At 41.5% G+C, this 23,299-nt stretch carries 18 protein-coding genes and 1 tRNA gene; 9 read left to right on the top strand and 10 right to left on the bottom strand.

The features are described from left to right. Positions 1 to 695: 695 nt before the first annotated feature. Entirely contained in the window at positions 696 to 1,328 is a 633-nt protein-coding gene (locus AB669_RS05740) for a hypothetical protein (protein WP_156166690.1), read from the top strand. Here the strand turns inward: AB669_RS05740 and AB669_RS05735 are convergent, their stop codons facing one another. The 4 genes from AB669_RS05735 to AB669_RS05720 all read right to left on the bottom strand — a co-directional run bounded on the left by AB669_RS05735 (position 1,329) and on the right by AB669_RS05720 (position 5,508). Next, positions 1,329 to 2,507, bottom strand: coding sequence for an amine oxidase (locus tag AB669_RS05735; protein ID WP_047798330.1), 1,179 nt, complete (start codon positions 2,505 to 2,507; stop codon positions 1,329 to 1,331). It abuts the gene before it with no gap. Then, a complete protein-coding gene (locus tag AB669_RS05730; RefSeq protein WP_047798329.1) occupies positions 2,507 to 3,652 on the bottom strand; it encodes a glycosyltransferase in 1,146 nt (381 codons plus the stop codon). The genes AB669_RS05735 and AB669_RS05730 overlap by 1 nt, the downstream gene beginning before the upstream one ends. 5 nt (positions 3,653 to 3,657) lie before the next feature. After that, complete coding sequence (gene glf / locus AB669_RS05725) at positions 3,658 to 4,809, bottom strand: UDP-galactopyranose mutase (protein ID WP_047798328.1); 1,152 nt, start codon at positions 4,807 to 4,809, stop codon at positions 3,658 to 3,660. Positions 4,810 to 4,929: 120 nt separating this feature from the next. After that, the gene (locus AB669_RS05720) at positions 4,930 to 5,508 is read right to left on the bottom strand and encodes a ferritin-like domain-containing protein (RefSeq protein WP_047798327.1); all 579 of its coding nucleotides are present in this window, start codon (positions 5,506 to 5,508) and stop codon (positions 4,930 to 4,932) included. Between the two features lie 189 nt (positions 5,509 to 5,697). Here AB669_RS05720 and AB669_RS05710 point away from each other — a divergent pair, with 189 nt between their 5' ends. From AB669_RS05710 to AB669_RS05695, 4 genes are all read left to right on the top strand, one after another. Continuing rightward, the gene (locus AB669_RS05710) at positions 5,698 to 6,303 is read left to right on the top strand and encodes a hypothetical protein (protein ID WP_047798325.1); all 606 of its coding nucleotides are present in this window, start codon (positions 5,698 to 5,700) and stop codon (positions 6,301 to 6,303) included. 156 nt (positions 6,304 to 6,459) lie between these two features. Further along, positions 6,460 to 7,401: a manganese catalase family protein gene (locus tag AB669_RS05705; RefSeq protein ID WP_047798324.1), complete on the top strand. Its 942-nt coding sequence runs from the start codon at positions 6,460 to 6,462 to the stop codon at positions 7,399 to 7,401. A 181-nt stretch (positions 7,402 to 7,582) separates the two neighbouring features. Further along, on the top strand, positions 7,583 to 8,230 hold the full coding sequence (locus AB669_RS05700) for a response regulator transcription factor (RefSeq protein ID WP_047798323.1): 648 nt from the start codon (positions 7,583 to 7,585) through the stop codon (positions 8,228 to 8,230). 27 nt (positions 8,231 to 8,257) lie between these two features. Then, on the top strand, positions 8,258 to 9,331 hold the full coding sequence (locus tag AB669_RS05695; protein ID WP_053058283.1) for a PAS domain-containing sensor histidine kinase: 1,074 nt from the start codon (positions 8,258 to 8,260) through the stop codon (positions 9,329 to 9,331). A 129-nt stretch (positions 9,332 to 9,460) separates the two neighbouring features. On the opposite strand, the gene AB669_RS05690 is transcribed toward AB669_RS05695, so the two are convergent. Further along, a complete protein-coding gene (locus AB669_RS05690; protein WP_047798322.1) occupies positions 9,461 to 9,964 on the bottom strand; it encodes an RNA polymerase sigma factor in 504 nt (167 codons plus the stop codon). A gap of 262 nt (positions 9,965 to 10,226) precedes the next feature. On the opposite strand from AB669_RS05690, the gene AB669_RS05685 reads away from it, so the two are divergent. Continuing rightward, a complete protein-coding gene (locus AB669_RS05685; RefSeq protein ID WP_082120599.1) occupies positions 10,227 to 12,710 on the top strand; it encodes a mechanosensitive ion channel family protein in 2,484 nt (827 codons plus the stop codon). 155 nt (positions 12,711 to 12,865) lie between these two features. Here AB669_RS05685 and AB669_RS05680 read toward each other — a convergent pair. Together AB669_RS05680 and AB669_RS05675 are read right to left on the bottom strand one after the other, a co-directional pair. Beyond that, a tRNA-Ser gene (locus AB669_RS05680) sits at positions 12,866 to 12,950 on the bottom strand. A 133-nt stretch (positions 12,951 to 13,083) separates the two neighbouring features. Beyond that, a complete protein-coding gene (locus tag AB669_RS05675) occupies positions 13,084 to 13,518 on the bottom strand; it encodes a DoxX family protein (RefSeq protein ID WP_047798321.1) in 435 nt (144 codons plus the stop codon). A gap of 253 nt (positions 13,519 to 13,771) precedes the next feature. Here AB669_RS05675 and AB669_RS05670 point away from each other — a divergent pair, with 253 nt between their 5' ends. After that, positions 13,772 to 15,319: a glycoside hydrolase gene (locus AB669_RS05670; protein WP_047798320.1), complete on the top strand. Its 1,548-nt coding sequence runs from the start codon at positions 13,772 to 13,774 to the stop codon at positions 15,317 to 15,319. Positions 15,320 to 15,392: 73 nt separating this feature from the next. Here the strand turns inward: AB669_RS05670 and AB669_RS05665 are convergent, their stop codons facing one another. Then, entirely contained in the window at positions 15,393 to 16,277 is an 885-nt protein-coding gene (locus AB669_RS05665; protein WP_047798319.1) for an AraC family transcriptional regulator, read from the bottom strand. 491 nt (positions 16,278 to 16,768) lie between these two features. Here AB669_RS05665 and AB669_RS05660 point away from each other — a divergent pair, with 491 nt between their 5' ends. After that, complete coding sequence (locus tag AB669_RS05660) at positions 16,769 to 19,894, top strand: SusC/RagA family TonB-linked outer membrane protein (protein WP_082120606.1); 3,126 nt, start codon at positions 16,769 to 16,771, stop codon at positions 19,892 to 19,894. Positions 19,895 to 19,906: 12 nt separating this feature from the next. Further along, entirely contained in the window at positions 19,907 to 21,481 is a 1,575-nt protein-coding gene (locus AB669_RS05655; RefSeq protein WP_047798318.1) for a SusD/RagB family nutrient-binding outer membrane lipoprotein, read from the top strand. Positions 21,482 to 21,657: 176 nt separating this feature from the next. Here the strand turns inward: AB669_RS05655 and AB669_RS21455 are convergent, their stop codons facing one another. Beyond that, positions 21,658 to 22,362, bottom strand: coding sequence for a hypothetical protein (locus tag AB669_RS21455; RefSeq protein WP_053058281.1), 705 nt, complete (start codon positions 22,360 to 22,362; stop codon positions 21,658 to 21,660). Positions 22,363 to 22,558: 196 nt separating this feature from the next. After that, a complete protein-coding gene (pepE, locus tag AB669_RS05645; protein WP_047798317.1) occupies positions 22,559 to 23,251 on the bottom strand; it encodes a dipeptidase PepE in 693 nt (230 codons plus the stop codon). Between the last annotated feature and the right edge of the window lie 48 nt (positions 23,252 to 23,299).

The following is a 23,299-nucleotide window of genomic DNA, read 5'->3' as shown; positions in this document are numbered from 1 at the left end:
AATAGCTGATCAATCAGCAATTTTTACCGAATCACTTGTGATCATAAATTCAAATCACCCTTAGCTGATTTTGATGGATATTCAGCTCACAAATGATACCGCTTTTTCCTGATTATCGTTATTAACGCTTATAATCGTTTTGTGGTAACAGCCATGTTTGATCCGCTTGATTACTTGCTCGGACCGGTATGAAAGGAACTTCACTATCCTCAGCTCAGCTACACCTGCTGCAGATAATTTAGTATGGCGAGCGAATTATCAGTTACTCCTTTTGATTATCAACTCTATTGAACAATCAGTTTACAGTTTTGTATCTTTAACCTAATAGAAATTATTTAGCAACCTTGAGCAAATACCATGAAAATCTTCTGCTATATCTTATTTTCTTTTTTTACCATTGATTTATTAACTGCTCAGGAGATCAAGAGTTCTTTGTACCTTGGAACAGTCGATAATCGTCCATTGATGCTGATAGAAACTGGTATGTTTTTGAATGTTCCTACAAAGAAACTCTTGCGGAATTGGCAGCAAAATTGTTAATCAATATCGTCACCTATGAAAACAAAATTAACATGCTCAACCTCTTTGCCCTTTTACTTTCAGGTAGCTATCTGTTCACTGAGGGTTGCAAGTCAGATCAGAAGAAACCTCCTGCTCAGAACGATAGCATTTTGATCCAATTAAAATCCTTTAATATGAAAACATATATAATCTTTCTGATAGCATTCTCATTACTCTTAGGCTGCAAACAGAAAAACGACAAAAAAATAACAGCAGCAGATTCACTTGTGCAAGGGAAACAAAAAATCATTGCCAACAGCCCGCGCCTGATATTGATAACCGAATTAGGGAAATTCAGGGATGCTATAGCCAAAAAAGATAAGGAACAAATATTAAGTTTTTTTACTTTTCCCCTGGCAGATACCGCTGTAAACTTTTTCGAGGTCGATTCCCTCTTTGATAAACAAAGGCAAGAACATCATGGAGCTATTACCCGAAACATGTTTCTCAAGTCCTTCGGTTCCATTTATACCCTTACTGAAATGGATGAATTCAATAATTTATTTAAAGCAGTTGATTTAAAAGAATTAAAAGTTAAAGACGAAATCAGCAAAGAAGTGCATGCCAAAAATGAAGGCTGCTACTTTATTTACAGCATTACAGTCCGAGGCAATGAAGTTACCCTGCAATATGGAACCAATACTGATGCGGAATACCTGAAGGCCCATCCCGATGAAGGTGAAGTTTGCGGAGAATATGCCGCCATTTGGATTTTCAAATTCGACGGTAAAAATATAAGGTTCCTGAAGCATCAGATTGCCGGTTAATTAATAATTGGCGCCATTACCTATACCCCCTGATAAAAAAGGCTCAATCATCAGCATCGACTTGATAATCTCCTCATCATATGGCTGGCAGATAATCCTGGCATGGGGGCTGGCCTCGTCAGCATCCCACAAACCGGAGTGGTGCCAGTAATGTAAATGGTCCCAATCCGGCCGGTCTATAATAGGGTAGAGGCAAATGCCTTTCAATGGTATACCCAACTTCAGGGTTTTTATACACTCTTTAGCAATAAGCTCCAGCCAGTTTGGCCGGTGCTCTCCCGGGTGACTGGTTTCAGATAATACAACGGGCTTATCGTAACGGCAATACGCTTCCAGAAAGAGTTCAGATAAACCTTTCCATCTCGGATCGGGATCAAGGTTTGCCCAGGGCAGGTTGGTATAATCATTGGCAACCCACTGGTTATTATAGTAAAAATTAAAGCCCATATAATCAATTAAATCCGGGCTTCCGCCCAGTTCCTCACATATCTTTCCTGTGAGCATGTCCGTAGCCTGGTATTGCTCATCGTGCTGTTGTGCAGCCTGAAGAACCATTTCCATACTGGCATCCAGTGAGGGTACTATGTTTACAATGGGCTCGGTAGTCATAATCTTCAAGCCGGGAGCAATTACTTTCATCGCCTTAATACCTTGAATATAGGCATCTACTAAAGCATATTTTACCTGCCAGCCCATTCCCCTTGCGTAGGGGCTTGTGCTGGCATGGTCGCCGCCAAGCCAGGAGAGAAATCCCACTTCATTGATAGGGGTAACAATCAATTGTTCTCCTGGGAAGCATTTCTGGTGAAATTGCACAAAAGCTTCACAAATCCCAACGAACCGGGCTTTGAAGTGCGGGTGTAGTGGGGTCAGGTCATCCGGAAATCCAAAATGGCAAATATCCCATATTTGTTGAATCCCCGTTTTCCTGGCCGCATCAATCATCACGCCGACGGTTGTAAAGTCATATTGATAAGGGCTTTGCTCAACTTTACTCCATCTTATTCCCTCCCTAACCGTGCGGAGTCCTTTGGCGGCAACCAGCTCATAATCGCGTTCAATATGTAATATATGGCCGGTTTCAATGAGTAAGTCAACGCGGTTTCCGTAATGATTTAACTGGTCAGAACACTCAAAACCTGCCATCCAGAAAGAGCGAAATGGTGTTTCACTGGTCATTAACTTGCCAGTAATTTATCAGCTTCAAAACGGGCAAGGATCATTTTTTCCTTCATTTGCTCAAAGGTATCTCCCCATGATTTATCCTCCAAAAACTTATCAGCCTTTTTCAGCCATTTCCCGTTTGTCCGGTCATCGAGGCAATATTCAACTGCTGCTATAAATTCATCTGCATCCGAAGCAATGCTTACCAACCCTTCCACGCCATATGGGCGAACCACATCACGAATAGGGGTAGATACAACACGTAGTCCGGCTGCCAGGTATTCAGGGGTTTTAGTCGGACTGATAAAGCGGGTGGAATTATTGATCGCGAATGGAATAAGCGCAATGTCCCATCCAGAAAGATAAGCAGGTAAATCTCCGTATGCCTTCTGACCCAGATAATGTACGTTTGGCCCCTTAGGCAAATTATCCATCGACACCTTCACCACGGGGCCAAGTAAAACAATTTGCCAGTCAGGCCGTTTAACCGCTACTTCATGTATAAGTGTGGCATCGAAGCGTTCATCTATCACGCCGATAAATCCGAGTTTAACGCCATTAATAGCCGCCTGATCTTCCGGCTCTTTTTGTACTGCTCTTGCCAGGTGGAAATGTACCTTATCAATACTGCTCGGAAATACATGAATGTTCTCATGCTGATCTTTCTTTGCTTCATGCAGCGAATAACCACCAGTGAAAACAATGTCAGCAACTTTTAATAACGACTTTTCAAGCTCAAGGAGTTCTTTTGGCGCAAAGTCGAAAGCAGATAACTCATCCATACAGTCAAATACCGTAAGAGATGCCTTAAAATGATCAGAAAACTGAAGCGCCATTGGAGTGTAATACCAAAAAGTCCATTCCGCCAGGTTTACCCGGCCCAGAAATTCATTCAATAAAAGTCTCATTTCTTCTTTTACCTGCTGCGGATCATGACCCGAAACCAAATGTGGTATCAAAATAGTAAGCATGGGCTCCCGGTGATCGTAAGCCATGTAAGCGCTTTCCGTAGCATCGAATATCGGCTCTTCCATTACATAAACGTTTGTTTCTTTGGCAAAGCGGCTCATCAGGTGCTGCGGGCGCTGAAATACAAAATCCCATCTGAGATGAGAAAAGCATAATAAATTCTGCGGAAGGGACGACTGTTTTATATTCATATTTTTTACATGGTTATCAGGTCTTTATCAGTAGTAAAATGTACTGATACAGTTTTAAGTGCAGAAGCTACAATCTGGTGCATATCATAGTACTGGTAGGTAGCTAACCGCCCGCCAAATATTACATTCGATTCCATTTCTGCAAGCGCCTTGTAACTGGCAAAAATGCCATTATTATGGGCGTCGTTTATAGGGTAGTAGGCCTCTTTTTCTGGTGTCCAGTCTTCAGGGTACTCTTTGGTCACCACAGTGTTTGCCTGGGTTCCAAACTCAAAATGTTTGTGTTCTATTATTCTGGTATAGGGTATTTCCCTTTCTGTATAATTTACCACAGCGTTACCCTGGTAATTAGGCATGTTAACAACTTCATGTTCAAAGCGTAGCGACCGATATTCAAGCTGGCCAAATGCATAACCATAAAACTGATCAATACTGCCAGTAAATACGGTGTGTTCGGCAATGTCGTCCCAGTGGTCGCGGTTAGCAAAATAGTCTGTTTCGGTTTTTACCTCAATCCCTTTAGTCAGGCCATCAATTAATTTATTGAAACCTCCTATTGGTATCCCCTGATATTTGTCGTTGAAATAGTTATTGTCATACGTGAAACGTACCGGCAATCTTTTAATGATAAAAGCAGGAAGTTCAGTTGCTGGCCTGCCCCATTGCTTTTCAGTGTAGCCCTTAATCAGCTTTTCATAAATATCCGTTCCAACCAGCGACAGCGCTTGTTCTTCCAGGTTTGCAGGTGATGCAGTTGTGCTTAACTGAATTTGATCATTTATTATTTCCTGTGCTTCTGCGGGTGTTTTTACACCCCATAACTGATAAAAGGTATTCATGTTGAAAGGCAGGTTATAAAGTTTGCCTTTGTAGTTTGCCAGCGGACTGTTGGTATACCTGTTAAACTCAACAAAAGAATTTACGTAGTCCCAAACAGCTTTATCGTTGGTGTGGAATATGTGGGCCCCATACTTGTGCACGTTGATACCTTCAATACTTTCGCAAAACACATTTCCGCCAACATGATTTCTTTTATCAATAATCAGGCACTTTTTTCCGCGTTTAGTGGCCTCATGGGCAAACACCGAACCAAACAAACCGCTCCCCACAATCAGGTAATCATATATTTTCTTTCCTTTATCTGGTTCAGTCGGCATAGCTCATGTTGGGGATAATTTGATTAGATTTTGTTGCTGCTCATTTAGCAGGCAAATAAGCTACGGTAACTTTAAATACCAGATTAGGGCTTTTCCTTCATCTGGTATTTTTATTTATTCCTACTCAGCCGCTGCCTCTGCATTTATTGCATTTACAGCAATTTCAGTAAGGGCAACGTCAGTTGCTTTTTCATTTTCAAGTGTTTGTCCCAATAGTTCTGCTACATCAGCACGATCCAGGTTTTCTGCGAATACCTTAAGGGTTCCATAAGTTGCAATTTCATAATGTTCCACTTTTTGAGCTGCAAGAATAAGACCTGCATCACGAATCATTGTACCTGAATCAGTATCTTCTATAATGCCGGTCGCTTCTTCCAGTAACCCTGCCATCGCATCGCATTTTTTTGCTGCAGCTTTTTCATCAAGCAAAGCAAATACCTGCTCCAGGGTATCAATATGTGTTTGAGTTTCCTGTGTATGTTTTTCAAACGCAGCTGCTAGCTCCGGACTGGTTGCTGCTTTCTTCATTTTTGGAAGCGCCTTAACCAAATGCTTCTCTGCCCAGTAAATGTCCTTCAATTCATCAATAAAAAATTCATGGAATTCTGAAGGTGTAATGTTTCCAGCACTTTTTGTCGCTTTTTTAACAGTGGTTTTTGCTGCGGCCTTTGCAGGGGCTGCTTTTGATGTCGTTGCCATATGCTTTATATTTTTGTTTCCACTAAAAACCCTTCCCGTATGGAATGGTTTAAACAAACGGTTAAACAGGTATTTGGCGCCGAAACGTGTAAGTATTTATACGCCGAATGTCGGTTACCTGTTTTTACCTTATTCCTAAAAAGAGAAAACAATTGTTACGGTATCAGGATTTTTCTCTAAAATACCATCATGGAAAAAGAAGACCTTATCCCTAGTCAGCAAGTCGGTCAGCAGACTGATGCAGAAGAGGAAAAGATATTTGATTCGCCAGCTGAGGCTTCACTGGCCTACAAACAAGCAGTATTGCGACTAAAGAATGTTAACCAGTGGCATACCATATCCAGGATTGAAGCGAGTTGTTTTGTGCTCTTCGATAAAAATGGAATCCAGGTTGCCAGAAATGCGAAAGAGAGCGATTATATCCGCATCGACATCCCCGGACCGGGCACGAGTGCTGGTAAAGGATACGATTGGGTATGTATCGAACACATGGAAGAGTTCTCCGGCCCGGAATCAGATGTGGAGTTTACACTTATTGTTGCCCGGCCAAGCAAAACCCCTGGTGTGGTGAGTGCTAAAATTGCTCATTTCTTTACCAATCAGGCCACTTCTACGTTTATGGTTTTTCGGCGCGGTAATGTGCTGAGTGCTGAAGTTCACGGGCGTAATGAAGTGCCAAATACCGAAAATCAGGCCTTTCTTGATAAAACACGAAATCTGGTAGTGAATGGAGGAAGCGCAATTGGCATGTCATATATACAATGGCACCTGTTGGCGTCAGGCATTTTAAAATAGTAGTACGTCAACAGCTTGCCGCGTTTCGATGTTGGAAAATACTTGCCCCGTGTGTAAATACCCGTTTTAATTATTATGCAAACCGGCAAGGCTTTTTGAGTGTGTTAATAACTGAAATCTCAATATAGAAAGATTCAACTAACAAAACAAGAGCTTATGTTTCATCATTCAAAAGACCTGCAGTTTAATGCCAGGGTTTCCAGGCCGGACCCAGTTTTTGCAAATATTTTATTAGAACAATTTGGTGGAGAAAATGGTGAGCTTGCGGCCGCCATGCAATACTTCACCCAGGCTTTCGGCGCCAAGCAGCCGCATCCCGATAAGTATGATATGCTGATGGATATCGCAACTGAAGAGTTTTCTCATTTGGAAATTGTCGGCGCAACCATCCAGATGTTGTTAAAAGGGGTAAATGGCGAACTAAAAGACGCAGCAGATTCTTCTGAAATCATGCAGGTACTCGATGGAAAAGCAGCGAAGGAAAATATCATTCATGCAGCATTAAGCGCTAATCCACATTTTGTGATGCTGAGCAGTGGCGGGCCAAGGCTGGCGAACAGTCAGGGTATTCCATGGTGTGCATCATATATACATTCAAATGGTGATTTAACTGTTGATTTAAGGTCTAACCTCGCATCTGAATCTCGTGCCAAGCTTGTATATGAACATCTGATGAAATTCACCGACGATCCTTATGTTAAAGAAACCCTTTCATTTTTGATGACCCGCGAAGTTGCCCATTATAAAATGTTCGAAGCCGCTTTGGATACCATTCAGCCAAACTTCCCTCCCGGTGTGTTACAGGCCGACCCAAGGTATACCCAACAGTATTTCAACCTCTCACCCGAAAATTCATTCTCCGGGCCATGGAATACAGGAGAGATGCCGGGAATGGGTAAAGAATGGGAATTTATCAACGACCCGGCAACGTTCGTTAGCGAAACTGAAGGGCTGACAGATCTTCCAGACCGGAAAGCCGAAGAGCTTGAAGAAACTGAAGCCCTGAATATAAAGATGAGTGAAGAAAAAAGTGCTGAGGTAAAATCTGCAGAACCCGATGGAATAGCGCAGTGGAGCGACTACGACGAACAACTTTAATTGTATTTACAGCTTAACCCCGGGGGATTAATACCCGGGGTTCTATCATATCTTCAAAATACAACCAGATCCCGGTTGTATGGTATGGTTTATTAAAACTTTCTGGAATAGTGAGTGTTGTTAAGGTGCCTGGCTACTTTGACAATCCAAGACAGCCTTGTCCTGATCACGCCCAAACATAATGAAAAACATCATTTTAGCAGAAGATCACAAGGTCATGAGAAAAGGACTGAAGATGCTTCTTGAGTCCACTAATCAATACAAAGTTGTCTTTGATGCGGGTAACGGTTTGGAAGTGGTAGAAGCACTTGATCGCGGACTCACAGCCGATCTGATTGTCTCGGATATCGGAATGCCGGTATTGGATGGAATTTCAATGGTGAGGATGATCAAAGAAAAACATTATCAAATTCCGGTATTGATTATGTCCATGCTTGAAGACGACTCCCATATTTTTTCAGCCATCAGAATAGGAGCACAAGGTTTTTTGACTAAATCTGTGGATCCCGACGAATTATTCTTTGCTCTTTCTAAAATCATCTCTGGTGAGCGTTACATCTGTGCTGCTTTATCCATCAGAATTATAGAAAGAATGGTAGACACTACCTTTATCGCGCAAAGTGGTATCAGTACATCTGAATTTTCTTCAAGGGAAATCGAAATCCTCAGGCTTATTGGCGAAGGACTTACCAATGCAGAAATGGCAGATAAGTTGTTTATCTCACGCCGTACGGTTGAAGGACATCGCCAAAGCCTGATTGATAAAACAGGCGCTAAAAATACAGCCGTACTCATGCGCTTTGCTTTCACCAAGGGGATTCTCAACTAGTTTAATTATTCACATAGCTCCATTAATATGATGCCGAAAGAGAACGAACAGATTTTTTGCCAGATGGGAAATGTTTCTTCAGATGGTTATTTTATATACGATCTCAAACATCAGGTATTTAGTTATTTTAATACTGCCCTGTGCAGGATTTTCGGACTGACAGAAGAGGGGGCGCTTACCGTCGATCAGCTCAGAGAGAAAATACACGTTGAAGATTTAGTACACGTAGCGAACTGCTACCAGGAGCTGCTTGAAGACGGAGGTGCTAAAAAGTATGTGTTCAGGATCAGTTTGGCCGATGGCGTTAGGTACCTCAAAAGTAACCTCTCCTGTGCTGATGGTGCAGGACATATTTATGGTATTGTTGAAGATATTACAGTTGAACAGGAAAATAAAATCCATATCGAACAGATTAATGCCCGTAAAAATATCACCCTCGAGGTGTTATCGCATGATTTGAAGGAACCGCTTGCCATGATCCGTATGACGGCCTCCTCAATACAAAGCAACATCAGGCAAATGGAAGAAAAAGACCTGAGAAACTCCCTTCAGTTCATTAGCGAAATGTGCGAACGTAACCTGAAACTGGTAAGAAGCATGGTTAATCATGAATTTATCAAATCAGCTGTTGTCGCCATCAAAAAGGAGCGGGCAGACCTCGTCTGGGAACTTAAAGACGTGGTACGGTTCTACAGTCGCTCACACCTCAGCAAGGTTAGAAATTTCAGTTTCTCCAGTCCACAGGATAAAATCTTTCTTTTCTTAGATAGTATGAAATTCATGCAGGTAATTAATAACCTGGTGTCAAATGCCATCAAATTTACCAGAGTAGGTGGAAACATCATGGTGCAAGCAGAGCAACGCGGAGACAAAGTTATTGTTTCGGTAAGCGATGATGGGATTGGTATACCAAAAGAGATGCGCAACAACTTGTTTAATCACAGCAAGGAAGTTTTAAGGAAAGGTCTAAAAGGTGAGGAATCAGGGGGGTTGGGCATGAATATCATCAAGGATATCGTCGACCTCCACGGGGGTAGAATATGGGTGCTAAGTGAGGAGGGCTTGGGGACAAGCTTTTTTATCGAACTTCCGGAGCAATAGCATTTTAAGTAGTTTACCTATTAAAAGAGGTATTTTTCGCATAAGCCACATTTGGCACTGTAGCATTAATCTATCATTTTGTCTGTAAAACTGGAAAGCATTTCAAACAATGCTTTCCAGCTCATTTTCTTATTGATATTGTTTCAGATTCTTTTTCAACAAGATCCGGGCTTCATGAATATAAGTTTTTACTGTACCTAATGGAATCTTCATTTCATCGGCAATTTCATGATACTTATATCCTTCAAAATAACGGATAAATGGAACAGCATATTTCTGTGGCAGCTGCGCCAGCGCAACATTAATATCCTGCATGGCAAAACTCCCAACTGAATCATTCGTAGTAGCGCTGTAATGCAGGTTTGCTGAAGTGATCTCATCTTCCTGCACTGTATTGTCCCTGGTTTTTTGGTTTTTCTTGTAATTGTTAATAAAGGTGTTCTTCATAATCACAAACAGCCATCCCTTCATATTCGTTCCGTCCTCAAACTTGGATGCAAACCTTGTGGCCTTTAGCAGGGTTTCCTGCATCAGATCATTTGCATCTTCAGAATTTTTTGTGAAATTAAGGGCATGCGACCTAAGAGATGGCGCATGCAGACTAATGGTCTCGCTGAATTCTTGCTGTGTCATATGTTTTGTTTTAGGTTGTGAGCCAGGTAAAACAAAACTTATACCACCTCGTCAACTCCGTAAAAACACAATTTTCCAAAACAGGTAGATGGCAAGCCGACCCCGTATTTCTACTTATACGATGATAATGCTGCACCACGGTCTTTTGAAAGCCCTTGCTGCTCTGTATCACACCCAAACCGTTGAATCATGGCGTCGCTTTTTGCGCTAATTATAGTTTCCGAATTCCTTTTTTCGTATTATTGAACTAAGTCCTGATATTATGAACCTGTTTAATAATTCCAAAGTTATTTTACTGCTGTGTTTATGTCTTTGTTCACTCAGTTCACTGGCACAGCAAGCAGATACCACGAAAACCTCAAAGATTAATGGTAATGGAGCAAAAGGCTTTGTCGACAGAATGCAGGATTTCGCCAGGAAATCAGCATTAGATAGCCGGCAGGAATTTGAGGCAGATAAAGCACTTGCCGTGCAGGTGAGAATCTTTGAAGAAACCAGGTTGACCATGCAGAATGCTAAAAGTTATATTAAGTCCGGTCTGGATACGCTGGAATTTAAAATGACATTAAGTGATATCAAAGCTGACTATGAAATTGCCGCGGATGGCGTTTTTAAACATAAAGGAACCGCCCAAACGTTTAGAAATCTAACTGCCACTAAAAAAGTGATCAGTGAACTAATTAAAGAGGCCGGAGAGCGGAAGTCGAGACTAGACTCCCGGCAGGCCGTGCTAAATGGTTATCGTTTCAGGCTCGACTCATTACTTACTACATCAGAACTTTTTAATTTTCCTAAAGACTCTGCAGAATTAGTAAAATATCTTGGCAGCCTCGTTACCATTGCAAAGGAAATTCATCCCATTGATTCAACCCTTAAGCTTGCCGGACGTAATGTTCAGCTCCTGCTTAATGCTTACAATATGGAAATTAACGGCTTAAAAATAAGTGTTGATGAAATCGAGCAGATTGAACGCGGAATGGCAATGTCACCTTTCAAGCGCGATTTTTCAAACCTGGGTGATAGCCCTATATACTCAAGGCCCTTTTCGGAAGTGTTAACCTTTTCAAAAGTGAAGGGCATGCTAACCTTAAAGTTTTATGCGATTAATAACAGTATAAAGTTATTCATATTGCTTGCTCTTACCGCATTGTCGTTTATTTATTTGCGGTCACTTAAACAGATCTATACAGCAAAAAGGTTATTGAATAAGGATTACGAAGGCCAACTGGTAATTAGGTATCCCTTACTGTCGGCACTGCTGCTGGTCATCAGTATTTTTCAGTTTATTTTCATCTCTCCACCTTTCATTTTAAATGTTATTTTCTGGGTCATCTCCTGTACCTGCCTTAGCTTGATTTTTCGAGGGTATATTACCACATACTGGATGAGGGTTTGGCTGTTAATGGTATTTTTATTTCTTATGGCTGCAGTTGATAATATGGTACTGCAGGCCTCGAGGGGAGAGCGTTGGTTTATGGTTGCTGTTGCTATGGCAGGGGTTATCGCTGGTTCAATCATTCTTTTTCAAAAACGTCAGCACGAATTGAAGGAAAAATGGATTGCCTATTCGATTGGTTTCATGATAATCCTTGAGTTTTCTTCAATAGTTTTGAATGTTATTGGTAGATATAATGTAGCCAAAACCCTGTTTATTGGTGGCTTTTTGAATGTTGTTATTGCGATATTATTTCTTTGGGTAGTTCGGTTCATTAACGAGGGATTGGTTCTGGCTTTCGACGTTTATACCGTGCAGGATAAAAAACTGTTCTACCTCAATTTTGGGCGGGTGGGATCCAGGGCTCCGTTTTTACTCTACGTTTTGCTGGTATTGGGTTGGATAATTCTATTGGGACATAATTTTCCCCTCTTCGAATACCTGTCTCAACCCCTTGTTACGTTCTTAGGTAAAGACCGAACTATTGGAGATTATACATTCAGTATCAATTCCCTTTTCCTTTTCTTCGCTATTATGTCCCTATCGGTCATTGTTTCTAAAATTGTATCTTTTTTTACATCTGATGAGCATCTGGTATCCAGCCGCAATAAGGACGCAAAAAAACAAGGTTTGGGGAGTTGGGTATTGCTGGTAAGAATATTTATTCTCTCCACAGGGCTTTTCCTGGCCATTGCCGCCGCTGGTATTCCTATGGATCGGATTACCATTATTATTGGGGCACTCGGAGTTGGTATTGGTTTCGGTTTGCAAACTCTGGTAAACAACCTGGTTAGCGGCTTAATTATCGCGTTTGAAAAACCCGTTAACGTTGGTGATATCGTAGATGTTGACGGACAGGGTGGAACGATGAAATCCATCGGCTTCCGTAGCAGCGTTATCACTACCTGGGACGGGGGAGACCTGGTCATGCCAAATGGCGACCTGCTCAATTCTCATCTGATGAACTGGACACTTGCCGGAAATCGGAAACGTGTAGCAGTTGTCATTGGCGTGGCTTATCACACCGATCTGCAAAAATGTAGGCAAATTCTAATGGAAACGCTCGAGGCGGAAACACGCGTACTTAAATCCCCGCCACCAGTAGTTCAATTCGAACAGTTTGGTTCCAGCACAATCGATCTCAAAATTTATTTCTGGACTAAACACATGTCGGAAAACAATTCTACCAGAAGTGATTTGGTGATAGCCATTACGAATGCTTTTAAAATCAATGAAATTCAGATTCCATTTCCGCAGCAGGATGTTTACCTGCACCAGCCCAAAGAGAAAAACGAAGGAGATTTTATCTGATGCCGGTATCACAAAAGCCAGCTTTTTTAATAAAGACGGCGTACTTGTTTGGAGGAAAAACGACTGCCTGATGATATTCAGATAAGCTAAAACATCAATAGCGGAAATAAACAAAAAAGCCTGAAATATGCTATTTCAGGCTTTTCTTTTTCCAGCGGAGAGCGAGGGATTCGAACCCCCGGACCTGTTACAGTCAACAGTTTTCAAGACTGCCGCATTCGACCACTCTGCCAGCTCTCCGAGGGCAAAAGTAGTAATTTGGCGGCATTCTGCAAATCATTTTTTACTTATTATTTAATGCCAGAGATTACCTGCTGCTAACCATTTAGTTAGCCTTCAAAAAAAATAAATAATACCCTATAATTGGCCTCTTTTACGATACTACGGCCTCCCGGTCTACTGCAATTACACCATTTCCCTCAACAATAAAGCATAGAAGTCCTGCAAGTACCAGGGAGGACAACCAGAACTCTGAGTATGGATTGAAAATTCCGGCCGACATATTGATGAAAAATACCGCACCAATCAAAATCGGTAAGTTCAAAATACAAAAAAATCTGGTGTGTGTACCAATCGCAATGGCCAGCCCCCCGATCAGGTGTGCCAGTATAATCATATGTGCCAGGGCACTAATGCTTACTGCCGTGCCGAGCATGCTCCCATGCATCAGCTGACTGAAAACATCCATGTGCCGGTAGAAGTCGATTCCCTTCCAGATTAACACAACTCCAAGTAACATCCTAAAATAATCTAACCATTGTGGATGATGGCGATCGCCCCAGTCCTGAATTTTCCTAAGCAGTTTCATAACTTTATATTTTGGTTAATTCAATTTACGAAAACAAAATTGTAAATAACTAAAGTTCAGTCATTTTTAACATTTGTTACATTCACTCACGCTCGTGTTTCAACGCTGGAGTGTTATCACTCTAATCTCTAATCTCCCGCCTCCAGTATCAATTTCAAATCTGTTATCTCCGCTTAACTTTCGGTTAAAATCCTAACAAAGTCAGTGAAAACACTAAACAAAAAAATCAGTTTAATTCTGTTACTTGCAGCACATGAAAAAGATCCTGTTCGTTTTGCTTTTCGCAGCCATTTCATACTCTGCAGTCGCTCAATACCCAATTCCGGTTCAAATCGATTTTACCAAAACTGCACAAACCATCGAAAATATTGGTGCCTCGGGATGCTGGTTTTCTGAAGGAATAGGCAAATACTGGCCAGAAGAAAAGAAACAGCGGATTGCCGAATTATTATTTAGTAAAGAAGTTGATCCAACTGGAAAGTTAAAGGGCATAGGATTATCTTCATGGCGCTTTAATATTGGCGCAGGCTCTCTTGAGCAGGCCGATAGCAGTGGCATAAAAGATTTCAGAAAAAGAACCGATGGCTTTCTCAATAACGATGGAACTTATAACTGGGACAAGCAGGCTGGTTACCGGTTCTTCCTGCAAAAAGCTAAAGATTATGGCGTAGAAACGCTCATTGCTTTTTCCAACTCACCCCCGGTACAATTCACCAAAAACCACCTCAGTTTCAAAACAGAAAAAGATTACCAATCCAACCTTCGCGATGATGCCTATGGCGATTATGCCCGTTTTCTAACCGAAGTGATCAGGCATTTTGAAAAAGAAAAAATCCATTTCGACTATATCAGTCCGGTAAATGAGCCCCAATGGGATTGGTCGCATAAATTTAGGGAAGCAGACCAGGAGGGAAGCCCGTGGACTAACGAGCAGATCTTCAACATTACTAAGCAGCTAAATAACGAATTAGTCGAAGCAAAGTTAAACACACGGATTCTCGTTACCGAAGCAGGCATGCTGAATTATCTGTATGGCTCAAAAGGAAAAGCGGCGCAGCAAATCCAGTCTTTCTTTAATCCCACGAGCGCAGTTTACATGGGGAATTTATCTCAAGTGCCGAAACTGATCGGTGGCCACAGCTATTTTACCGAAGATGGCGACAGCACCTTGTATGCTACCCGAAACCACCTGGCTGATACCGCTTCAGCTTACAAACTTAAATATTGGCAAACAGAATATTCTATGCTGGGCGATGGTTTTCGTGAAGGAATAAAAGCCGATCGCTCAGCGATAGATTGTGCCCTTTTTCTTGCCAAAGTCATTCATGCCGACCTCACCACAGGTAATGCCACCGCATGGCAATTCTGGAATGCCTATGAGCCGGGCAGCGCCGAAAAAAACACCCGCTATTACCTCATTGCCTTAAAAGGTAACCCCGATTTTAAAGATGGCAGTTTTACCCAAACCAAAAACCTTTGGGCATTGGGGCATTTTAGCCGTTTCATTCGCCCTGGGATGGTGCGACTGGACATTAACGCCGGCCTAACGGAAAATAAAAAATTACTGGTTTCAGCCTATACAGATCAAAAAGGTAAAGTGGTTATTGTGGCGATTAATCAGCATGATCAGGGAGCTGAAATCAACATGAAATTGCTCAATAACAAACGTAAATACAAAACGATAAAAAGTTACCGCACTACAGGTGCCGAGGGCGATGATATGAAATTGCAGGCTTTTAAAGGGATAGATCACGGGATCGCATTACCAGCGAGGTCTATCACCACCATCCTCATGGAGTAAGCTGTATCTCACAATCGGGCATCCATTATCAACCCGCTTTAGCGAATCTCCCATCTGCAATCTTGTACAAAAATCAGCGGATGGCCTCCCGGTAAACTTGTTTCTTATAGGCCCCCGGCGATAAGCCGGTGATTTTTTTAAAGCTTTTCGAAAAATAAGATAAGTTATCAAAACCAAGAGAACAGGCTATCTGCGTATAGTTCATGGAGCTGGTAGCCATCAGGTACTGCGCCCGTTCAATTCGTTTATGGTTAATGTAGTGTAAAGGGCGTGTACCAACCTGAAGCTTAAATTGCCTTGAAAAATAATCGGTATTTTGATTTGCGCGGCCGGCCAGATCAGCAACCGATAACTCGCTGTCAAGATTTTTCAATATATAAGATTTAGCCTCAAAGATCATTTTCGAGTGCTGATTGTATTCGTGAACAAAAGCTTCCTTACTTGCCAAAAATCTTGAGCTTAATTGCTTCAATATCCCCTGCGTTTCATAAAATTCCGCCAGGCCCTGATTTAAATTTAACTTCTGGCAATACTGGTAAAACGCCTCATTTTCGTAAGTTTTCGGGTCGTAGGAGTTATTAATTCCACGGTTCGGATTAATCTCAATCAAACGACGGAACAACTGCACATCCAGTTCCGATGCCGGAACTTTGACAATCGCTTTAATCTCTTCAAACATGGAAAATCCGATTTCCGAATCTTCAAAAAACTGAACAAAATACTGCGACATGGTATCCGTACATACCATATCACACATGGTATAACTCGGTATAAGATATAAATAACCTTTTTCCAGTTTCACTGTTCCCTGCGCATCATGCAGTTGTCCCTCGCCCGATTCTATATAATAAAAACGGGCGTATGGGCTGATAATGCCCTTGTATCGCCAGGTTGAGGTGAGTTGAACCTGATCAGCGTTAAGCAAAGAATAAGTATGTCTGATTAAACGGTTTTGCATTCGCGATAAATAGGGATATTGAAGACGTTAAATTACTAAAAAAATAACAAGTCGGATTTTTACAACAAAAAATCTTTTTCTTACAAACATTGTTGCGTATTTTCATATATGTTTGACTAAACAGTTATAAATTTCGTCTCTCTTAAGTTTTTCAAAATTTAAAGGAAGTTAGATTCGCAATAATAGCAAATTGTGTGTTGATCGGTGAGTGTCTAGCCCTATTTTATAAATAGTAAAATAAGTTGTTATACTTGTATTTAAGTGCAATTAATGGAGTATATCCGCTAAACAATCATAAATCCTTTAACTACAAACCGCTATCCATCAGCAATATGTGAATATCATCAGCGCTAAAGGCGTACAATAAATGAATGACCAGTTTGTATGGCACTTATTTAGTCCAGGTTCCTGAACAAACTAACAAATATCTTAACTACAACTAAACTAATACAGGTATGAAAATGAGGAAACTCTATTCCACAAGGTGTGCCATGAAAAAAGCATTTTCCAGCACCACCAAAAGCGTAATCAAGCTCGCACTTCTCAGTGCCGCTGCGCTAAGTTTACAAAATAATGCCCGGGCAGGGGGTATTGGCAGAAATACAGGCATCATTCCAAACCCATCCGGGTTAGTGAACACCCCGGGTACAAGGCTTCGGTCAGTCTTCAAACCCATCACTGGTCTGGTTACCGATGAGGTTGGAAATCCGCTTCCAGGTGCAACCGTGGTAGCAAAGGGTACCAGTGCAAAAACGTTAACGAATTCCGAGGGTAAGTTTTCATTGAATGTGCCCGATAACGCCACCGTACTAGTCATATCTTATATCGGCATGACGCCTCAGGAAATCAATATCAGTACGCAAACGAATATAACTGTCAAACTATTGCCTTCTGGTGAGGCTAACCTCAACGAGGTTGTAGTAACCGCTTTAGGTGTAAAACGCGAAAAGCGTGCGCTTACCTATGCGGCACAACAATTAGCCGGTACCGAATTAACCAAAGCAGGGGCGCCTAACTTCATGGAAGCGCTCAGTGGTAAAGCTGCCGGTGTCGATATCGGCATCAGTAACTCCGGGGTAGGTGGTTCAACCAAAACCGTTCTTAGGGGATCTAAATCAATTGCCGGAAGCAGTGAAGCTTTATTCGTAATTGATGGTGTTCCTGTAGTAAACAATAAAGGCGGACAACCAGGCTCATACGGTGGAACAGATGGTGGTGATGGTCTTTCTGCTTTAAATCAGGATGATTTCGAATCCGTAACGGTTTTAAGAGGCGCCAATGGTGCTATTTTATACGGTAGTCAGGGTGCTAACGGTGTAATCCTCATCAACACCAAAAAAGGTCAGGCCGGTAAAATAGCCATCGCTTTAAACTCTACGCTCAACTTTAGTAATGTTGCTACCTTGCCCGAGTTTCAGTATAGCTATGGTGCCGAGGGCGGTGCCGACAAGAGCTGGTCATCGGTAAAAGGTAACTATCAGAGCAACTATATTGACGATTTCTTTCAAACTGGCGTAAATGCCATTAATACCTTATCGGTATCCGGTGGGAACGAAAGAACAACGACATACTTTTCATATGGAAATAACTATGCATCAGGTGTTGTCCCAACTAGTAACTATAACAAACATAATGTAACCTTAAGTCAGGAAACCAAATTATTTGATGATAAACTTACGCTAAGCGGAAACGTTCGTTTTTCTTACGAAAAATCTAAAAACCGCCCGGGAGCAGGTTATTACAATAACCCATTAACAGGTTTGTATCTGTTCGCCCGCGAAAGAGATTTTGACTATTATAAAAACAACTATCAGATTTTCGATGCAACACGCAATCTGAATAAACAAAATTGGTACTCTACCGAAGAAAAACAAAATAATCCTTACTGGGAATTAAATGAAGATCCTAAACTCACTACCAGTAGTCGTGTTATCGCAACTGCAAAAGCTTCTTATGCCTTTGCGCCGCATTTTAAGTTCGATGTGCGCGGAAATATCGACTATAATGATAAGTTGTTAGATTACCGTTACGCTGCGGGCGGTAACCCGGTTAGCGTTAGCTCTAATGGTACCTGGAATTACACCAAATACAACGATAAAGCACTCTACGGTGACGCTATTGTAACCTATGATAACAACTTCGGTAAATTTAGCTTAAGCAGTGTAGTGGGGGCGAGTATACAGGATTATACCTTCAATGATGGGATGACTTTCAACAATGGTACAAACGCATTACAGTACCCTAACTTTTTCAGTTTTGCCAACCTGCCTTACAATGTCATTGTGAACCAAACCTACAGTAGGGTTCAAAAGCAGGGTCTCTTTGCCAATGCATCATTAGGCTACAAAGACATGATCTATTTGGATTTATCTGGACGTAATGATTATGCTTCTACGTTAGCCACAACTGGTAACGATTCTTATTTTTACTATTCAGCAGGTCTGTCGGCAATCATCAGCCAGATGATCACCATGCCCGATGCCATCCGCTTCTTAAAGTTAAGGGCGTCAACCTCTCAGGTAGGTAATGAAGTACCTTATAACATTATCAATCCTGGAAATACCATAGGTGGCGCTGGTACACCTGATGGAATCGGTGGTATCACCAGAAATACACAAACACCTTTTGCCAATCTGGTACCCGAAAAAATCATCAGTAACGAGATCGGTTTAGAAAGTCGTTTCCTCAACGATCGCTTAAGCCTTGATTTTACGTACTATAAAAACTCAAGTACAAATCAGTTTTTATCACTAACAGCGCCATCTGGTTCAGGCTATACCTTCTATTATGTAAATGCGGGTAAAGTAACCAACCAGGGCTTCGAACTAACATTAGGCGGCGATCCGGTAAAAACAGAGAACTTCAAATGGAATACTACCGTTAACTTATCGCAAAACAAAAATAAAATTGTAGAACTGATTGCCGATAATCCGGGTTATCAGGTGGGAAGCGACAGTGAAGGTTTCAACTCCATTATCAAATCCGGTGGTTCTTTTAATGATTTATACATTTACAGATTTGCACGTAATGCAGCCGGCCAGCTTATTCTCGATGGAGATGGCAGACCAACAAAAACAGCAACACAAGAGTATGTAGGTAACTTAAATCCAGACTTTATTACGGGTTGGAACAACACCTTCAGCTACAAAGACTTCACTTTAAGTGCTTTAGTATCGGCCAAATTTGGCGGCGTAGCTTTCTCAAAAACCGAAGCATTCCTTGATTCGTATGGTGTGAGTAAAAGATCTGCAGATGCGCGCGATGCTGGGGGAATCCCGGTAAGTGCTATTCAGGGTACCACAGTAGTCACATCAATCAATCCTAAAACCTACTATGAGGCAGTGGGCGATAGAAACGGTATTATGGAGCCTTATGTATTCTCCCGTACTAACGTTCGTTTAGCACAGGTATCCTTAGCTTACAATATTCCCTTAAAAGGCTCAGCCATTAAGTCAGCATCGGTATCGCTGATCGGACGTAACCTATTCTTCTTCTACAAAAAAGCACCGTTCGATCCTGAACAGGCAATGAGTACCAATAACAGCATGCAGGCGAATGATGTGTTTGCTGTGCCGGCTACCCGTTCTTATGGTGTAAATCTTAAGTTGAACTTTTAATACTGTACAATAATGAAAAAATTATGTTTAATGGTGCTCGTTTTGATTGTTTTCAACTCCTGCACCAAAAATTTCGAAGATATCAATACCAATCCCAATCAAATAACAGATAAGTTATTAGAGCAGGATTTCAACCTTGTCGGATCTCCTTTCTCCGTAATGCTCTACAACCTGATGGGCGGACAGATTGAGGAAGATTTATGTTACGATAACTGGATGGGTTACATGGGTACACCAACACCTTTTACCTCAAATGTCAATAACACCACTTATTATCTTCAGTGGAATGCATATTGGGATCGTGTATACAGCAGTGTAATGTCTCCGTCAAAGCAGGTAATAGAGCTTGCTCAACAGAAAAACTTACCATTGTTTGGCGACTGGGCTAAATTCGTACGTATCCTGGCTATCTCTAAATTAACTGCTATCCATGGCCCGGTAATTTTCTCTAATTATGGTACAGGCGGTCTCGGCACCATCAAATACGATAAAGAATCCGATTTGTACACCAACATTTTCACACAGCTCGATCAGATTGAAACCAATTTCAAAGCTAATTTAACATATACAAGCTTCACCAAGTTCGATCAAAGCTACAAAGGCTCAATACCTTCATGGCTAAAACTCATCAACTCCATCCGTCTGCGCCTGGCCATGCGTATAGTTAAAATAAGTCCGGCTGTAGCGAAAACACAGGGTGAAAAAGCCCTGGCTGATCCGGCAGGATTAATTACTACCAATGCCGATAACTTCATGATTGCCTTAAATGGAAACGTAATGCCGGTATCCATGATCTCTTTCGACTGGCAAGACACACGCATGGGCGGGCCAATTGAATCTTTCATGGTAGGCTTAAAGGACGCACGTATATCTAAATACTTTGCCGAAGTAAGTGATGCTTCATTAGTTACCGATCATCCTACCTATAAGTTCAAAGGTATTCGTAACGGGGGCTACGTAAATGCGAAAGACGACAGGTTATCATTCTCAACAGTGAGCGCCGACTTTAAAACGGTTCAAAAAAGAAGAGGATTCACCGCATCGGAAATATCTTTCTTAAAAGCTGAAGCCGCATTAAGAGGTTGGGCTGGTGCCGGTGATGCAAAAACCAATTACGAAGATGGTGTCCGCTTATCATTTGCCGACTGGGGCGCATCAGGAGTAGATGCTTATCTGGCCGATGCGACCAGCAAACCCATCAGTTATATTGATCCGAAAGACAGTAAAAATAACTTTACACCACTTTCTACCATTACAGTAGCATGGAACGCGGGCGATTCTAATGAATTGAAACTGGAAAAAATCATTACCCAGAAATACCTGGCAACTTTCACCAATACCTTAGAAGCATGGGTAGATTTCCGCAGAACCGGTTATCCTAAGATTCCTCATGTAGCCAAAAACGACAGCGGACCAACCTGGGGTGTAATCCCAGCCGATCAATGGATTAAACGTTTGGTATTTGTTAATGCAGAAAGAACCGGAAATGCCCCGGCTGTTGCAGAAGCCGCTACTTTCTTAACTTCAGGTAAAGATGATATTGCATCCCGCCTGTGGTGGGATACTTCAACAGTAAGTAACTTTTAATTTATCCGCATACATTCAATATAATGGCCACCTTTGAGGTGGCCATTGTTGTTTATTTAATGGGAGAATATAAATGAATTCTCCTGCTTTTTTATCTAAGCTACCGTGCAATGCTTTGATTATAATTTAATAATTCGCCTACCTTTTTTACTAAGCCGTTTACTGTGTTATTGGCACTAGAATCCTTTAGCTACCATGGTAACGCTTTGGCTAGCCAAAGCAGTTTTGCTATTAAAATCTGTAGGTCCTGAAGTATAATCGCCATCAAAAGCAACCCTGCCTTGACCCTGGGCAATGGTATTAGCACCAGTGTGAGAATCGTCTATATTCAGAATTCCTGCTATTCCATTTTTAATGTTATTACCATCTTTTTCTCCAGACATTAAAAATGCGAAAAAGTTATAACCACCATTTCTGTAAGCTTTAACTTTTCCGTAAACAGTAAATTTATTTCCACTTCCACTAATGGCCGTTACCACACTGGTATCTGCTGCACCAATGAAATTCTTGCCCAACATTTTTATGCTGAAATCACTGGTACTTTGCTCATAAAGCTTGATAACTCCATCAATAAGTACATAACCTGGTTGATAAGTATCATAAGGGATATTACTGCTTTTTATGGTGAAAGGCTTGAATAAGTAAGTGCCATTGATATTTGGAGGTGTTGTGCCTGTATTGATAACAAAACCAAGTTTGGTCAGGCTATCCACATACTTTTGGGGAACAATCTCTTCTATTTTCTTGCTTAAAATTTCCTCATCGCTTGGATTAATGTCTTTGCTTTTAGAGCAGGATGTAAGTTGCAGCACTGCGCCCAATATTAATGCAAATGCACATCCTTTGGCTACCTTAGTTAGCTTTGTTGTTTTTTTCATCATTGATTTCTTTTTAAGTTTTGAAAAGCCCAACTGCAACGCTAATGCCAATGGTCGATAATTTGTCTTAAATAGATAAAAATAATGATAACTAACTATACAAATCTACCTGTAATCAGGTATTTGTTTTAGTCCTTAAATAAACAACTGTCCTTTTTCAAAGAAATAGATAAGCAGATATCAAAGACCTCGTATTGTGTTATAACTTTTCCCCTGCCGCCAGCTCATAAGGCGCTTTTCCCCGTTCAAATATCCTTGTACTTTCGCTTCCCTCTGTGGTAATGCAGTCGCCAATCCTTCTAATCCAGTTGCCTTCCCTTAATCCGACAACCTTCACCTCATTTTGCGTTAAAAACTCAGCAATTCTCGTTTCCCGGGTTTCCCCATTGTGCTTTAAGGTCGGGTCAGGATCCAGGTAATGCGGATTTAAATTAAAAGGAACCAGTCCCATACACTCGAACGAGGCCGGGTAAACAATCGGCATATCGTTGGTGTTTTTCATATTCAGTCCGCCGATATTGCTGCCCGCACTACAGCCCAGGTAAGGCTTGCCCTGCACTATGTTCTCCCTGATTTCAGCCATTAAACCCAGGTCATGCAAGGTCTTTACCAGCAGAAAGGTATTCCCGCCACCAGTAAAAAAGCCCTTTGCTTCATGAACAGCAACAGCCGGATCATCAAACTCATGCAGCCCTTTCACTTTGATGTTAATGCCCTCAAAAAAGCTTCTGGCCTTTTGCGTATAATCATCATGGCTCATCCCACCAGGCCTTGCATAAGGAATAAAAATAATCTCATCAATCCCGGTAAAAAGTTCAATGATTTCAGCTTTCAGATAAGCTAAATATTCTCCGCCATACAGAGTCGAGGTAGAAGCCAGTATTACATTCATAAATAAAAGTTATATGCACCGGCAAAATAACCCCCGGCAGCAGTACAA

The organism is Pedobacter sp. BMA (assembly GCF_001027745.1).
Classification (GTDB): domain Bacteria; phylum Bacteroidota; class Bacteroidia; order Sphingobacteriales; family Sphingobacteriaceae; genus Pedobacter.
This window is presented reverse-complemented; position numbering and strand designations above follow the sequence as displayed.